Source organism: Curtobacterium sp. MCPF17_003, from assembly GCF_003224385.1.
In the GTDB taxonomy this organism is placed as follows: domain Bacteria; phylum Actinomycetota; class Actinomycetes; order Actinomycetales; family Microbacteriaceae; genus Curtobacterium; species Curtobacterium flaccumfaciens.
This window is the reverse complement of the sequence record NZ_QKLC01000013.1, coordinates 59,320-74,346: the sequence shown is the minus strand read 5'-3', so window position 1 is coordinate 74,346 and position 15,027 is coordinate 59,320. Positions and strand designations below refer to the sequence as shown.

At 72.6% G+C, this 15,027-nt stretch carries 15 protein-coding genes; 7 read left to right on the top strand and 8 right to left on the bottom strand.

Annotated features, from left to right (window positions below):
- Positions 1 to 76: 76 nt before the first annotated feature.
- A complete protein-coding gene (locus tag DEJ30_RS13465) occupies positions 77 to 1,066 on the bottom strand; it encodes a zinc-ribbon domain-containing protein (RefSeq protein ID WP_110862216.1) in 990 nt (329 codons plus the stop codon).
- A gap of 124 nt (positions 1,067 to 1,190) precedes the next feature.
- Positions 1,191 to 1,442 (bottom strand): DUF4287 domain-containing protein, encoded by a 252-nt coding sequence (locus tag DEJ30_RS13460; RefSeq protein WP_110862214.1) that lies wholly within the window; start codon positions 1,440 to 1,442, stop codon positions 1,191 to 1,193.
- Between the two features lie 154 nt (positions 1,443 to 1,596).
- On the opposite strand from DEJ30_RS13460, the gene DEJ30_RS13455 reads away from it, so the two are divergent.
- The 3 genes from DEJ30_RS13455 to DEJ30_RS13445 are packed head-to-tail and all read left to right on the top strand — an operon-like array spanning position 1,597 to position 4,543.
- Positions 1,597 to 2,709 carry an amino acid ABC transporter permease gene (locus DEJ30_RS13455; RefSeq protein WP_110862211.1) on the top strand — a complete coding sequence of 371 codons (1,113 nt, stop codon included), beginning with the start codon at positions 1,597 to 1,599 and terminating at the stop codon, positions 2,707 to 2,709.
- Positions 2,709 to 3,482 carry an amino acid ABC transporter ATP-binding protein gene (locus DEJ30_RS13450; RefSeq protein ID WP_110862209.1) on the top strand — a complete coding sequence of 258 codons (774 nt, stop codon included), beginning with the start codon at positions 2,709 to 2,711 and terminating at the stop codon, positions 3,480 to 3,482. Before DEJ30_RS13455 ends, DEJ30_RS13450 begins: the two co-directional genes overlap by 1 nt.
- A 44-nt stretch (positions 3,483 to 3,526) precedes the next feature.
- A complete protein-coding gene (locus tag DEJ30_RS13445; protein WP_110862207.1) occupies positions 3,527 to 4,543 on the top strand; it encodes a transporter substrate-binding domain-containing protein in 1,017 nt (338 codons plus the stop codon).
- Between the two features lie 141 nt (positions 4,544 to 4,684).
- On the opposite strand, the gene DEJ30_RS13440 is transcribed toward DEJ30_RS13445, so the two are convergent.
- The 3 genes from DEJ30_RS13440 to DEJ30_RS13430 are packed head-to-tail and all read right to left on the bottom strand — an operon-like array spanning position 4,685 to position 8,432.
- Positions 4,685 to 5,827 carry an LLM class flavin-dependent oxidoreductase gene (locus DEJ30_RS13440; RefSeq protein WP_110862205.1) on the bottom strand — a complete coding sequence of 381 codons (1,143 nt, stop codon included), beginning with the start codon at positions 5,825 to 5,827 and terminating at the stop codon, positions 4,685 to 4,687.
- Positions 5,824 to 7,209, bottom strand: coding sequence for an NtaA/DmoA family FMN-dependent monooxygenase (locus tag DEJ30_RS13435; protein ID WP_110862203.1), 1,386 nt, complete (start codon positions 7,207 to 7,209; stop codon positions 5,824 to 5,826). Before DEJ30_RS13435 ends, DEJ30_RS13440 begins: the two co-directional genes overlap by 4 nt.
- Positions 7,206 to 8,432 carry an LLM class flavin-dependent oxidoreductase gene (locus tag DEJ30_RS13430; RefSeq protein WP_110862201.1) on the bottom strand — a complete coding sequence of 409 codons (1,227 nt, stop codon included), beginning with the start codon at positions 8,430 to 8,432 and terminating at the stop codon, positions 7,206 to 7,208. Before DEJ30_RS13430 ends, DEJ30_RS13435 begins: the two co-directional genes overlap by 4 nt.
- Before the next feature lie 143 nt (positions 8,433 to 8,575).
- Between DEJ30_RS13430 and DEJ30_RS13425 the strand changes: the two genes are divergently transcribed.
- Positions 8,576 to 9,136, top strand: coding sequence for a histidine phosphatase family protein (locus DEJ30_RS13425; RefSeq protein WP_110862199.1), 561 nt, complete (start codon positions 8,576 to 8,578; stop codon positions 9,134 to 9,136).
- A 69-nt stretch (positions 9,137 to 9,205) separates the two neighbouring features.
- On the opposite strand, the gene DEJ30_RS13420 is transcribed toward DEJ30_RS13425, so the two are convergent.
- Together DEJ30_RS13420 and DEJ30_RS13415 are read right to left on the bottom strand one after the other, a co-directional pair.
- Positions 9,206 to 10,228 (bottom strand): transporter, encoded by a 1,023-nt coding sequence (locus DEJ30_RS13420; RefSeq protein ID WP_110862197.1) that lies wholly within the window; start codon positions 10,226 to 10,228, stop codon positions 9,206 to 9,208.
- A 68-nt stretch (positions 10,229 to 10,296) separates the two neighbouring features.
- The gene (locus tag DEJ30_RS13415) at positions 10,297 to 11,151 is read right to left on the bottom strand and encodes a DUF1684 domain-containing protein (RefSeq protein WP_258369945.1); all 855 of its coding nucleotides are present in this window, start codon (positions 11,149 to 11,151) and stop codon (positions 10,297 to 10,299) included.
- Between the two features lie 151 nt (positions 11,152 to 11,302).
- On the opposite strand from DEJ30_RS13415, the gene DEJ30_RS13410 reads away from it, so the two are divergent.
- Positions 11,303 to 12,529, top strand: a complete 1,227-nt coding sequence (locus tag DEJ30_RS13410) for a cobalamin-independent methionine synthase II family protein (protein WP_110862195.1) — start codon at positions 11,303 to 11,305, stop codon at positions 12,527 to 12,529.
- Positions 12,530 to 12,732: 203 nt separating this feature from the next.
- On the opposite strand, the gene DEJ30_RS13405 is transcribed toward DEJ30_RS13410, so the two are convergent.
- Positions 12,733 to 13,692 carry an SDR family oxidoreductase gene (locus tag DEJ30_RS13405; protein WP_110862192.1) on the bottom strand — a complete coding sequence of 320 codons (960 nt, stop codon included), beginning with the start codon at positions 13,690 to 13,692 and terminating at the stop codon, positions 12,733 to 12,735.
- A 75-nt stretch (positions 13,693 to 13,767) separates the two neighbouring features.
- Here DEJ30_RS13405 and DEJ30_RS13400 point away from each other — a divergent pair, with 75 nt between their 5' ends.
- The gene (locus DEJ30_RS13400) at positions 13,768 to 14,028 is read left to right on the top strand and encodes a hypothetical protein (RefSeq protein ID WP_110862190.1); all 261 of its coding nucleotides are present in this window, start codon (positions 13,768 to 13,770) and stop codon (positions 14,026 to 14,028) included.
- A gap of 125 nt (positions 14,029 to 14,153) precedes the next feature.
- A complete protein-coding gene (locus tag DEJ30_RS13395) occupies positions 14,154 to 15,005 on the top strand; it encodes a family 16 glycosylhydrolase (RefSeq protein WP_181420140.1) in 852 nt (283 codons plus the stop codon).
- Positions 15,006 to 15,027 lie beyond the last annotated feature (22 nt).

Sequence of the window (15,027 nt, the reverse complement as noted above, 5' to 3'; positions counted from 1 at the left end):
TACCTACCCGTCGCTCGCGACCGCTCCCAGCCGGGTCGTACCCCGTCACGCCGCGCCTGTCCCCCGGTCGGCGGCGTCACCGGGTGTACGCGTCGACGAACAGCGCGCCCCGGAGCTCGCGCAGGGTGTCCGCAAGCCGCTCGACGGTCCGCCCGGAGATGCCCGAGACCTGCAGGTCGTACGGGCCGAGCGCCGGCAGCCGTCCGGTGCGGATGCGGACGACCTCCCACCCCACGGCACGGACGGCGCGGTCCTTTCTGCGGTCGGTCTCCTGCCGGGGGCCGACGTGCTCGAGCCCGTGCCGACCGGTGGAGTCGTACTCGATCGCGACGCGGAGCTCGGGCAGGATGATGTCCGGCCAGGCCTCGACGTGGTCGAAGAACGGGCGGTCGAGCCGGATCGCGGAGTGGTCGTAGGTGAACGCGAACCGGTCGGACAGCATGCCTCGGAGTTCGGCTTCGACCGCCGATGCCGTCGCCGGGGCGCAGACGCTCGTGAACGACTCACCCGACGGCAACCGCGGGGTCTTCGGGCAGATCGTGCGGGGAACGGACTGGGCGGCCCGACGGGGTGCCCCAGCGGCCGACCCGGCGGACCCGGCGACGGGCCGACGGGACCGGGCACGGCTCGACGCAACGGCGCCGGCCGGGACCCCGCGGACCGGAGCCGCCGGCAGGGTCTGTCGTCCGGTACTCCGGACGACCCGCTGCGGCACGGGCACCGCCTGGGGCCAGTCCGACGGCAGCACCGGCCACCGCTGCGGCTGGGCCTGCACCGCGCACTCGGGGCACCAGACGGAGCGGCGGCGCTCACGACCCGGGCGGGACCGCTGTTCGGAGGGCGTCGCGACGAAGACGTGCCCGACGTCGCACTCCCAGGTGAGCAGGACCTCGGCCGCCGGGGGGACCTGGGTCAGGACAACGCCGTGGTTCAGGTCGGGGTGGTACTGCCTGATGAGCACCGGGTACGGCGCCCAGTCCGCGCGGAACTGTCCGACGGCGTACGGCACCGCTTCGCCGCGCGACCACTGTCGGCGGCGCCACCACGCATCGACGGGTTCGGCCACGCCACCACGCTAGGAACGACCACCGACACCCGCCGCACCACGCAGCGCGGCCGACACCCGCCGCACCACACAGCGAGCAGCGCGACCGACACCGCCGCGGCACCACGCAGGGACGCGCGACCGCTCAGGGGGCCAGCGCGTGCTTCACGTAGGCGACCAGGGCGTTCGCGTGCCCGTGCCCGAGGCCGTGCTCGGACTTGAGCCACCCGACGACCTCCATGTGCTGGTGGTCGTCGAGCCGGTCGGCGACCAGGTCGAGCCACTCCTGCACCGGGCGGCCGTACGTCGTCTCGATGCTCGGGAAGTACGACGCCGGACCCTTCACCTTGGTGCCGTCCGCCGGGGGTGCCGGGGCGGTCACACGATGCGCTGTCATGGCGCAACGGTAGCGCTTCGTCGGCCGTCACGGAACGTCACCCAGGACACCGTTCTGTGACGCCGCGTTGCGCCGGATGGCCGGGTGTTGCGTCGCGTGGCGGGGTGTTGCGCGACCCGTTGTCGGCGCCGCCCAGGCCTCCTACGGTCGCGACATGACCGACACCACCAGGGCCCCGCAGCGGGAGGCGACCAGCGTCGACGACGGGGGTCGACCGCCCGAGGCGGGACGCGCCTCCAGGCCGACGTCCGCGACCATCGTCGCGGCCGGACACGCCGCACTCGACCGCCCCGTCGTGCCGCTGCGCCACCCGATGCGGTGGATCGCCGCGGCCCTCGTGCTCGTGGTGCTGCTGAACTTCGTCGAGACGCTGTTCACCAACGAGCAGTGGGGCTGGCCCGCCGTCGGCAAGTGGCTGTTCAGCCCCGCCGTCCTGACCGGACTGCAGCTGACGCTGACGGCGACGGCGCTGAGCGCGGTGATCAGTTTCGCCGGCGGTGTGGTCGTCGCGATCGCACGGCTGTCGCGGAACCCCGTGCTGTCCGGGCTCGCCTGGGGGTACGTCTGGCTGTTCCGGTCGGTGCCGCTCATCCTGGTGCTCGTCTTCCTGTACAACCTCGGGTCGCTGTACCCGACCATCGGCATCGGCATCCCCTTCGGGCCCCAGTTCCAGGTGCCGACCGCCAACGTCCTCGGCGACCTGGCGATCGGCGTGATCGGGCTGAGCCTCAGCGAGATCGCCTACGCGTCGGAGATCGTCCGCGCCGGCGTGCTCGCCGTCGACCACGGGCAGCACGAGGCCGCACAGGCACTGGGGCTCCCCCGCCGCCGCCAGTTCGTGCGGGTGATCCTGCCGCAGGCGCTGCGGTCGATCGTGCCGGCGTTCGTCAACCAGGTCGTCGGACTGCTGAAGGCCTCTTCGCTGCTGTTCTACGTCTCGCTGCTCGACCTGTTCGGCGTGGTGCAGAACCTGTCGAGCACCTACCCGACGGACATCATCCCGCTGCTCGTCGTCGCCACGATCTGGTACCTCGTGCTCACCAGCGCGGTGTCGATCGTGCAGTACCACGTCGAGCGGTGGACCGCCCGAGGCTCGGTCCGGGCGCTGCCGCCGACACCCTGGCAGCGGGTGCGCACCGCCGTGCGTCGCGCTTCCGGACGTGGGTCGGGACGGCCTGGAGGCCCGGATCACCCCCGGCAGGCCGCCTCCGCAGCGCGCGTGGTCGCGTCCGGCCCCGGTTCCACCATCGACGACAGGACCATCTGATGAGCGCAGCGATCAGCATCCACGGGGCCGTCAAGGCGTTCGGGGACAGCGTCGTCATCGACGGCATCGACCTGTCGCTGCCGTCCGGCAGCGTGACCGTCGTCCTCGGCCCCTCCGGTTCCGGCAAGTCCACGCTGCTCCGGGCGATCAACCACCTCGAACCGCTCGATCGCGGGATCGTCACCGTCGGCGACGAGCCCATCGGTGTCCGCCTGCGCACCGGCCGCGACGGTGTCCCCCGCTGGAAGGAGCTGCCCGAGCGGCACATCCTGCGGCAGCGGTCACGGATCGGCTTCGTGTTCCAGCACTTCAACCTGTTCCCGCACCTCACCGCGCTCGAGAACGTCGCCGAGGGGCCGATCGCCGCCGGGGTCCCCGTCACCACGGCCCGAGCGCGGGCACGGACCCTGCTCGATCGGGTCGGACTCGGCGACCGCGGCTCGGCCCGCCCCCGGCAGTTGTCCGGCGGGCAGCAGCAGCGCGTCGCCATCGCCCGGGCCCTGGCGCTCGAGCCGTCGGTGGTCCTGCTCGACGAGCCGACCTCGGCGCTGGACCCGGAGCTCGTCGGCGAGGTGCTCGGGGTCATCCGGGGGTTGGCGGACACGGGCACGACGCTCGTCATCGTCACGCACGAGATCGCCTTCGCCCGCGAGGTCGCCGACCACGTCGTGTTCCTCGACCACGGGCGGGTCGTCGAGCAGGGGCCGCCGGCCCGGGTGCTCGACCACCCGCAGCACACCCGCACGCGCGACTTCCTGTCCCGTGTCCGCTGACCCCTGATCCCCGCACGCACCCCACACCCACCCCAAGGAGAACCATGTCCACGATCACCCCGTCCCGCTGGCGCAACCGCGCCGGCTTCCTCGTCCTCGCAGCCGGCGTCGTCGTCGCCCTCGCCGGGTGCTCGGCGGGCGCTTCCGCCGACACGAGCGGCGAACCCGACGGCTCCGTCACCATCGGCGCCGCCTCGAACGGTGCGGCGAAGGAGACGACCCTCGAGGTCACCGAGGACACGAAGCTGCACGACGCGCTCCCCGCCGCCGTCCGGGAGTCCGGCAAGTTGACCATCGGCGTGGGTGCCCTGCCCGCCGGGTTCCCGCCACTCGCCTTCACGGGCGACGACCAGAAGACGATCACCGGTTCGGAGCCCGACCTCGGACGACTCGTCGCCGCGAAGCTCGGGCTGCGCGCGGACGTGCAGAACGCGACGTGGGACAACCTGTTCGTCGGCATCGACAGCGGCAAGTACGACGCCGGCTTCTCGAACGTCACGGTCACCGAGCAGCGCAAGGAGAAGTACGACTTCGCCTCGTACCGGCAGGACAACCTGGCCTTCCAGGTGCTGGCCTCGAGCTCGCTGCGCTTCGACGGCGACCCGTCCGTGCTCGCCGGGAAGACCCTGTCCGTGAGTTCCGGCACGAACCAGGAGAACATCCTGCTCGAGTGGCAGGAGGAGCTCCGGGCGAAGGGCGAGGACTTCACGATCAAGTACTACCCGGACGGCAACGCGGTCAGGCTCGCGCTCGACTCGGGCAAGATCGACGCCTACTTCGGCCCGAACCCGACGATCGCCTACCAGAACACGCAGAGCGGGAGCACCGCGAAGCCGACGAAGACCGCGGGCACGTACTCCGGCGCCGGCTCCTCGTTGCAGGGGCTCATCGCAGCGACGACGAAGCAGGGCAGCGGGATCGCGAAGCCCGTCGCGGCCGCGATCAACGAGCTCATCGAGGACGGCACCTACGCGAAGTGGCTCGCGGCCTACAACCTGTCGAACGAGGCCGTGAAGACGTCCGAGGTGAACCCCGAGGGTCTGCCGCTCGACAACAGCTGAGGTGTGCCGCGACACCCCCGTGACCGTCGTGGTCGCGGGGGTGTCGTCGGTTTCTCGCACACGCACCCGATGTGTGCGCAACGAACGACATCCCACCCGTCGAACGACAGGTGGGATGTCGGAACATGCACACGCAGCGACCTACCGGGCAGCCAGAGCGGACTCCCCCTCGGCGACACGCGCCGCCCACTCCGCGGCGAGCAGCTCGTAGGAGCGCACCCGGGCCTCGTGGTCGTGCGCGATCGTCGTGACGAGCAACTCGTCCGCTCCCGTGACCCGCCGGAGCGTCTCGAGCCGTTCCGCGACGTGTGCCGGGTCGCCGACGAACCTCGTCGCGAGCCGGTCCGCCACCGACGCGGCGGCATCGTCCGGCAGCCGAACCGCTCGAGCCTCGTCCGGGGTGGGGTACTCGATCGCCCCGACGCCGGAGCGGATCGAGTGCACCCACTCGGCGTACCCGAGCCCGAGCTCGTCCGCCTCGGCCGCGGTCGGCGCCACGAGCACGTCGGCCGACACGATCACGTGCGGCGCGTCGAGCACACCCGGGCGGAACGCGTCGCGGTAGGCCTGCACCGACGCCAGGACCGTGCCGGGCGACGTGTGGTAGTTCGCGCCGTACGGCAGCCCGAGCGCGGCGGCGATCCGGGCACTCTCGCCGCCGGTGGAGCCGTGGATCCACAGCTCGACAGCGGCACCCCCGGCCGGCGGGGCCTCGATCAGCGCGCCGTCCCGCGACCACGTGCCGGCGAACAGGCCGCGGATCAGGTCGAGTTCGCCCGCGAACCGGTCGACGTCGCCCGGCACCCGGCCGAGCAGCTCCCCCTGCAGGGCGAACCGGCTGCCCGGCTCGAAGCGGAACTCGAACGGCGCGGGGACGAGCAGGCCGTCGACGACCTGGTCGGTCCGCGGGGCGAGCGACGGCGGCTTCGGGGTGCCGGGTGCTGGCGCTCCTGAGCGGCCGAGCCCGAGGTCGATCCGGGCACCGTACAGCGCGGCGAGCGTGCCGAAGGTCTCGGCGATCTGCAACCCGCGGACGTTGCCGACCAGGGTCGCGGCGCTGCCGACCCGGATGGTCGAGGTGGCGGCGGCGACCGCACCGATGACGATCGTCGGTGCGCTGCCGGCGACCCCGGGGTTCAGGTGGTGCTCGGCCAGCCAGTACCGGGCGTACCCGGCACGTTCGGCACGCTGTGCGAGGTCGACCGTGTTCGCCAGGGCCTCGGCGGGGGTCGACCCGCTGCTCACCGGCACGAGATCGAGGACGGAGAGCGGGACCCGGCTCATGCGAGCACCCGCTGCCGGTCGAGGACCCGTCCGGGAAGGTCGAGCGTCTGCCGGAGCGTCGCCCCCTCGTCGTACGACTGCCGGTACACGCCGCGCTCCTGCAGCAGCGGGACGACCCGGTCAACGAACTCGTCGAGCCCGTACGGGTTGGTGTGCGGCACGACGACGAAGCCGTCGGTGGCGCGCTCCTGCACGTACCGGTCGATCTCGGCGGCGATGTGCGCGGGCGTGCCGACGAAGCCGCCACGGGTGGAGGCGCGGATGACCAGGTCACGGATCGACAGGTGTTCGGCCGCGGCGAGGTCACGCCACGACTGCACCAGCGCGGGGACGTCGCGGGTGTGGCGGACGCGGCCACGGGTGATGTCGGCGCCCTCCAGGTCCGGCTCGATCGAGGGCAACGGCCCGTCGACGTCGTACGACGACAGGTCACGGTTCCACACCTGTTCGAGGAACGCGATCGCCGTCGCCGGGCTGACCTGGGCGCGGCGGATCGCCCGGGAACGTTCCTCGGCCTCGTCCGCCGTTTCGCCGAGCACGAAGGTCGCGCCGGGCAGGATCAGCAGCTCGTCCTTCGACCGCCCGACCCGCTCCAGGCGCTCGGTGACGTCGCCGTAGAAGCTCCGTGCGTCGTCGAACTCGGTGTGCAGCGAGAAGATCACCTCGGCGTGGGCGGCGGCGAGGTCGCGGCCTTCGTCCGAGTCACCCGCCTGCACGATCACCGGGTGCCGCTGCGGGCTGCGCGGGACCGGGAAGGTGCCGGACACCTCGAACTGCGGGCCGTGGTGGTCGACGTCGTGGATCCGGGACCGGTCGGCGAAGGCCCCAGCGGCCAGGGTCCCGGCGGCGCCCGACCCGTTCGCCACGATCGCGTCCGACTCCCACGAGTCCCAGAGTTCGCGCGACAGCTCCACGAACTCGGCGGCTCGCGTGTACCGGTCGGCGTGGTCGAGGAATCCCCCACGGCGGAAGTTCGCACCGTGGAACGCGTCCGAGCTCGTCACGACGTTCCAGCCGGCGCGGCCGTCGGTCAGGTGGTCGAGCGTGGCGAGCTGCTTCGCGAGCTCGACGGGCTCGTTGAAGGTCGTCTGCAGGGTGCCGACGAGCCCGATGTGGTCGGTGACCCCGGCCAGCGCGGCCAGGACCGCGAGCGTGTTCGGGCGCCCGACGACGTCGAGGTCGTGGACGCGTCCCTTCTGCTCGCGGAGCCGCAGGCCCTCGGCGAGGAACAGGAAGTCGAAGAACCCTCGCTCGGCGTTCCGAGCGAAGTGCTCGAACGACGAGAACGCGATCTGGCTCTCGGCTCGGTCGTCGCTCCAGACGGTGGTGTTGTTGACGCCCGGGAAGTGGGCGGCGAGGTGGACCTGACGCTTGGCGCTCATGCTGAGACCCCCGAGGAGACGGAACCGACACCGGCACCGGTGACGGCAGGGCGCGAGTACCGGCTGACCGCCGGCGCGATGCCGAGCCGCGTGCGCAGGTCGGCGGTGGGACGGGATGCCACGTCGGCGCGGAGCCCCGCGGTGACGAGCGCCGGGACGAGCTGCCGCGCGATGGCGGTGCTGTCGACCGGGATGCGCAGTGGACGGAGCCGGGCGCCGGCGTACCCGAGGGCCCGCAGGTCCGCGATCAGCGACACGAGTTCCGGCGCCGTCGTCGCGAGGACGGACGTGTCCGACCCCGTACCGACGGCGTACGGGGCGCCAGCGGCCGCGTCGAGCGCGGCGAGCTCGTCGGCGGCGGCGGCCGGTGACGACCCGATGAGCACGGCGAGGTCGGCGAGGACCGGACGGCGGAGGTCGGATCCGGCCGCCTGCTCGGCGTCACGGACGAGTGCCAACGCTTCCCGCGCCTCCCTGCCGTCGAAGCCGGGCGTGACCAGCACGACGTCCGCAGCGTCCACGGCGAACGCGGCCGCGTCGGCGCGGTGTGCCAGCGCGAACACCGGCGGTCGACCCTGCGGGGACCGCGGCACGATCGACGCGCCGTGCACCGAGACGAACGAACCGGAGAACGCCGCGTCGTGGATGCGGTCGCGGTCGATGAAGCGGCCGGTCGTGACGTCACGGATGATCGCGTCGTCGTCCCAGCTGTCCCAGAGGCGGGAGACGACCTCGGCGGCCTCGCGGGCTTCGTCGAACAGCGTGGCCGCGTCGTCGCCTCCGGGTCGGCGGCCGAACAGCGCGGCCTCGCGGGTCGTCGGACTCACCTGGATCCGCCATCCGGCCCGCCCCAGCGAGACGTGGTCGAGGGTCTGGAGGCCCGTGCCGACGTGGAACGGTTCGGTGTGCGTGACCGAGACGGTCGGCACCAGACCGATCGCGCGGGTCGCGGGGGCGACCGCGTTCGCGACCAGGAGGGCGTCCAGGCGGCCGACGACGGTCGACGTGTCGAGGTCGCCGTCGGGGTCGGTGGGGCCGGCGGTGAAGGAGTCCTCGAGGGTGACGGCGTCGACTCCGAGCCGGTCCTGCTCGACGACGACGTCCCGCCAGTGCCGGAGGCTCGTGAGGCGCTGTGCTGCCGGGCCGGCGACGCGCCAGGCGGCGGGATGCCAGCCGGCGCCCTGCAGCGCGGTGACGAGGGTGATGCGGTCGGGCACGGTCATGGGGCGACGCTAGGACGGTTCGGCCGGGCGGCGAAGCGGTGTTGCGGAACGTGACCGACGGTGTCGCCGTGTGACGCGCGGCGGGGGCGGACCGCACGGCGGCGTCGCTCGGTGCGCACCTCGCGCCGTGCGAGGATCGCCGGATGGTCTCGTCGTTCCTGACCCACGCTGAAGTGGTGGTCGACCCCGCGGTCACGATCGAATCGTGGGGGCTGTCGCCCGAGGGACGCGTCCGGGCTGCCGCCGCACACCGGCTCGCGTGGACTCCGGGCTCCCGGCGGATCGTCTCGAGCACCGAGCGCAAGGCCGTCGAGACCGCCGGCCTGCTCGCCAGCGCCGTCGGGCTGTCGGTCGAGCACGACCCCCTGCTGGGCGAGATCGACCGGAGCGCGACCGGGTACCTGCCGCCGTCCGAGTTCGAGGCCGTCGTCGACGCGTTCTTCGCCGCACCCGAGCAGTCGGTCCGCGGCTGGGAGCGGGCGATCGACGCCCAGGAGCGCATCGTCGCGGCCGTGCGCCGGCACTGCGCCACCGGCGACGTCATGATCGTTTCGCACGGTGCGGTCGGCGCGCTGCTCCTGGCCCACCTGCGCGGCGTCCCGATCACGCGCGCCCTCGACCAGCCCGGCATGGGCAGCGTCTTCCGCTTCGACGCGCCCGCCTGGCGGGCGACCAGCGGCTGGAGACGCGTCCCCGCGACCTGACGGGAGGCGCGGGGCGGGGCCGCCACGGGCCTCCCGTCCGTCGCCTGCGCGGCCCGAGCGCCCCGCTCGTCAGACCACGCGCGTCGCGCCCGTCACGGGGCCGGGGGCGGCGTCCTCGTCGTCGGCGTCGTGCAGGGTCCGCTCGGCCTGTCCGAGCAGGTGGTGCACGGCGAGGCCGATCGAACGGGCACCGACGACCGCGACGAGCACGCTCAGCAGCGCCAACAACACGGCGGTGGGGATCCAGGCGGACGGCAGCGCGAGTGCCCGGAACCACTCCACCGAAGCGGTGGCGACCGCGGCGGCCGGGAACACGAACGACCAGAACCCGAGCGAGAACGCCAGGCGGACGTACCGCGGCAGCAGGGCCAGCTGCACGAGGACCATCAGGACGCCGAGCCCCGCGATGGCCTGCACGGGCAGGGTGACCGCTCCGTCGGTGAGGGCGAACACCGACAGGGTGGCGACCGCCGGCGGCGCGACCAGGATCGCCATCGTCGGCACGAGCGGCCCCGGCAGCGCCGGTCGGAACGCCAGCCGGATGAGCAGCAGGCCGGTCATGACGCCCCAGAAGAACACACCGACGCCGAGGGCCGGCCAGGAGAGCCAACCGACGCCGACCTCGTGCGTGGCGACCGAGGCGACCAGGGCCGCGGCGACGGTCGGCAGCAGGTAGCCGCCGTGCACGGACTCCAGGGCGAGCCGGCCCTCGAACCAGGTGCTCAGCAGCCAGGCGGCGAACCCGGCCGCGGTGGCCACGGCGGCGAGCACGACGACCTGCCCGGCGACGGGGGCGAACCGCGCCAGGTCGACGCCGAGCAGCATCGCGGTCGCGGGCACGAGCGCGGCGATCGGCCCCTGCGCCGGGTGGCGGAGCTGGTCGACGAGCCGTTCCCCGACGCGTGCGCCCCGGACGGCGTGCGCCCCGAGCAGCCACACCGACGCGACGGCGGCGATCGCCCAGAACACCTGCGGCACCACGGCGGGCAGGTGCAGCACGGGGGCGGCGTACGACCACGTCTCGGCGAAGCCGGCGAGGCCGAACGGGACGGCGAGGGTGTTGAGCGGGATGCGGGAGGTGGGTCGTGGCATGGCTCCCCCATTCTTCCGGACGTGTCGGCTGCCCCAGTGCGCGCCCGGGGGCCGTGCGTGCTCCGCGGTCAGGCTGCGGGCAGTTGCTCGCCCGCCTCGATCGCTACGTCGAGCCGGTTCTCGGCGGGCGGCAGCGGGCAGGTCGCGTGCGGGGTGTAGGCGCACGGCAGGTTCGTGGACCGGTTGAAGTCGATGCGGGTGGCACCGTCGGCATCCGGTGCGGCGATGTCGAGACTCCGGTTCGCGGCGTACGTCGTGACCCCGCTCGTGCGGTCGGTGAAGAGCACGTGCAGGCCACGGGCGTGCCCGTTGAACGCCAGGAGCGACCGCGGCCCGTCGAGGTCGAACGTCAGGACGCCGGGGGCCTCGTACACGTGCAGCAGACCGTCGACGACGCTGCCCACGGTGACCTCGCGCGGGGTGTCGAACGGCTCGAAGTGCGCGTCCACGACGAACCGTTCAGCGGGGGCGTACGCCGGGGTGCCGCGGTAGCCGACGCGGGTCGGGTTCGACGGGTGCCGCGGGCGCAGCAGGTCACTGCCTCCGCGCCGGGCGACCTCGATCACCACGGTCTCGTCGCCGTCGCGCCACACCACGTTCGTGCTCGAGCGCTCCGGCAGCGGGCCGAACCGGTGCGTCCCGGTGACCGGCTGCCCGTCGACCTCGATCGTCTCGTCGTCGGCCAGTGCGACCACCGGGCCGTGCTCGTCCGTCGACCAGCTGCCCGGAGCGTCGTCGAACCGTTCCGGCGTGGCGGTGAGCCAGCGGATGCTCGTGATCGCGAGGAACCCGTGCTCGCTCGCCCGGGCCTGCTCGTGGTCGTCGTGCCAGGCGGTCCACGCTCCGGCGAAGTTCGGTACGGCCGGGGTGGTCGGGGTCGTGGTGGTCGGGGTGGTCGCGTTCGCCGGGGTCGTCGTGCTCATGGGTCGACCGTACGACGCGCGGACCGGGGGCGCGACGCGGAACGTAACGGGTCCGACCCCTCGTGGGAGAGTGGCACTGCAGCGCACCGCGAAGCCTCGCGCGCGGCCCCCGACTCCCGACAGTCCGCACCCATCGAGAGGAAGGCAGCGCATGCCCTTCGAGAACACCGACCGCATCCAGGCCACCACCGCCGGATCGCTCCCCCGCACCCCGGAGCTCATCGCCGCGAACGCCGCGCGGCCCGTGGGCGCCGACGGCTTCACGCTCGCGACCACCGACGAGGTCCGGGCACTGACGAGCGCGGCCGTCGACGACGTCGTCGCCCGGCAGACCGCGCTCGGCATCACGCAGCCCGGCGACGGCGAGTTCGGCAAGGCGATGTCGAACAGCGTCGACTACGGCGCCTGGTGGGGGTACTCGTTCCAGCGCGTCAGCGGCCTGAGCCTGACCGACGAGAACATCTTCTCGCAGCAGCCGGTCCGCTCGAGCCCGGGGAACATCCGGCTCACGAGCTTCCCGGACCGCCGCGACTGGACGATCTTCCACGACGCCTACACCGATCCCGAGTCGGGCATCGGCACCGGCAAGAACGCCACCGCGTTCCCGACCACGACCGGTCCGATCACCTACACCGGCCACGAGGCCGCGGCCACCGACGCCGCGAACCTCAAGCACGCGGTCGAGGCCGCCGGCGCGGACAACGGCTTCATCACGGCGCTCTCCCCCGGTTCCGCCGCCCGCATCGCGAACGAGTACTACGCGACGGAGGAAGAACACATCTGGGCGTGGGCCGATGCCCTGCGCGAGGAGTACACGACGATCCTCGACGCTGGCCTCGTGCTGCAGATCGACGACCCCTCGATCGCCGAGAACTGGGACCAGATCAACCCCGAGCCGAGCATCGAGGACTACCGCGCCTTCACCCGCATCCGTGTCGAGGCGCTCAACCACGCGCTGCGGGGCCTCGACACCAGCCGCGTGCGCTTCCACCTGTGCTGGGGTTCCTGGCACGGCCCGCACACCACCGACATCGAACTCCGCCACATCGTCGACCTGATGCTGGACATCGACGCCGGCGCGTACTCGTTCGAGGCCGCGAACGCCCGCCACGAGCACGAGTGGACCGTCTGGCAGGACGTCGCCCTGCCCGAGGGCAAGGTCATCGTCCCCGGTGTCGTCGGCCACGCGACGAACGTCGTCGAGCACCCCGACCTCGTCGCGCAGCGCATCGAGCGGTTCGCCTCGGTGGTCGGGCGTGAGCGCGTCATCGCCAGCACCGACTGCGGGCTCGGCGGCCGCGTGCACCCGCAGATCGCCGCGGCGAAGCTCGAGTCCCTCGGTGAGGGTGCCCGGCGCGCGAGCGCGAAGCTGTTCTAGCCGCCCGTTCCTTCCCAGAACGGCTGCGATACCTGGCGAGATCGGGCGTACCTGCCACGAAGAACACGGGAGGTACGCCCGTTTCGGGGAGGTACGCCCGTTTCGTGCAGGTACGCCCGTTTCGTGCAGGTACGCCCGGTTCGGGAACGCACGCACGGACGGACGGGAGGCACGGTGCGGGCTGGCACCGTGCCTCCCGTCCGTCAGCGGCGTCGGCCCAGGGCGACGGCCGCGACCGCGACGAGCGCTCCGGCCCACAGCACGGGGCGCGTGACGCGCCGACGCTTCGCGACCCAGCCGCCGTTCGTCGCGTTCGCGGCGTCGGCGGGGGCGTAGAGGTTCCCGTCGGTCGGGGCGCCCTCGCCACGGAGCGCGAACGTCTCCACCATCGGCTTCGTGATCTTGTGGAACAGGCCCGGGAACACGTACTGCAGCGGCACGAGCGAGGCCTGGATCCGTCCGACGAAGCGGTAGCGCTTGGGGTGCGTGGCGGCCTGCACGACGGCACGGCCGGCCCGCTCGACCGAGACGGTGGGCGGCAGCGGGTGCGAGGTCTTGCCGGTGTAGTTGGCACCGTTCTGGTAGATCGGGGTGTCGATCGTGGACGGCAGCAGCGCGGTGAACCGGATGCCGGTGCCCGCGAACTCGTCGCCGAGCACGTCGACCAGGCCGAGGGCCGCGTGCTTGCTCGTCACGTACGCCGACTGGTAGGGCGCCGAGAGCAGGGACTGGATCGAGCCGACGAGCACGTAGGTGCCCTTCCCGCGCTGCTTCCAGTGCGGCAGCAGGTGCGTGATGGCGTTGAGGTGCCCGTACAGGTTCGTGTCGACGACGCGCTTGAACGCCTCGGTGGGGGTCTGCTCGAACAGGCCGTAGACGAACAGGGCCGCGTTGCCGACGAAGACGTCGATGCGACCGAAGCGGGTCGTCACCGTGCCGATGAGGTCCTTGACCTGGTGCTCGTCGGCGACGTCCGTCGGGATCGCGGTCGCCTCGGCGCCGAGCTTCCGGCACTCGGCGGCTGCGGCCTCGAGCGAGTCCTGCCCGCGTGCGGCGAGCACGAGCGTGGCGCCCTGGCGAGCGAACTCGTGTGCGGCGGCCCTCCCGATGCCGCTCGATGCTCCGGTGATGACGACGATCTTCCCGCGGTACCGATGTCCCATGTGTCCTTGGTACCCGGCCGTGGTCCGTTCCCGCACAGCCGGGTCGTACCCCTGCACGCGGTGCGAAGATGGAGCATGCGCAAGGACGACCTGACCGTCGACGAAGCCGCGGTCATCGCCGAGCACGCCCGCTCCGGTGCCCTCGACGTCGACGACCCCGAGGTGCGGAAGGTCGTCGAGCAGGCGAACCGGGTACTGGTCCGTGCGCAGATGTGGGGCGAGGAGCGGAGCCCGAAGCTGCGGCGTCGCCGACGACTCATCGCGGTCGGGGCCCTCGTGATGGTGCTCGTCTGGGTCGCGGGACTGCTCGTGCCGCTGGCGATGCGCTTCGGCTGACGGGTCCGTCGGCGCCGGCTGCGGTGTGCGCGGGGCGGATCAATCACGGTGCGGCCCTGGTCTGACTCGTCCGGATGGTGCATGATCCGACGACCACACCACCATCGCGCTGCAGGGAGCACGACATGGACCAGCACATCGATCGACGGCGCTTCATGACGCTCGGACTCGCCGGAGCCGCGACGACCGCCCTCGGCGCGACCGCGATCGGCGCGGACGGGTCGGCGCAGGCGGCGACCACGGCGGCGGCTGCCGCCCCCGTGCTGCTCGCCGCCGACGAGTTCGACGGCCCGGCCGGCAGCGCGCCGAACCCGGGGATCTGGCGGTACGACCTGGGTGCCGGCGGCTGGGGCAACGCCGAGTTGCAGACCTACACGGACTCGCGGCGGAACGCGGCGCTCGACGGTGCCGGCAACCTCGTCATCACCGCACGCCGCGAGGCCGACGGCTCGTTCTCGTCGGCCCGGCTGAAGTCCGAGAGCACCTACACCGCGCAGTACGGCCGCATCGAGGCGCGGATCCGCATCCCCCGCGGCCAGGGCATCTGGCCGGCGTTCTGGATGCTCGGCGCGGACATCGGGCGGGTCGGGTGGCCGGCGTGCGGGGAGATCGACGTGATGGAGAACGTCGGGTACGAGCCGGGGATCGTGCACGGCACGGTGCACGGGCCCGGGTACTCAGGAGCACAGGGCATCTCGGCGGCGTACACGGCTCCGTCCGGAGCAGCGTTCGCCGACGACTTCCACGTGTACGGGGTCGACTGGCGCCCCGGCTCCATCACCTGGACGGTCGACGGTGTCGCGTACCGGACGGTCACCCGGGCCGACATCGGCTCCGACCCGTGGGTGTTCGACAAGCCGTTCTTCGTGATCCTCAACGTCGCGGTCGGCGGGAACTGGCCGGGATCGCCCGACGCCTCGACGCGGTTCCCGCAGCCGATGACGGTCGACTGGCTGCGGGTCCACCAGAACGGCTAGCCGGGTCGCCCACGCCGTGACC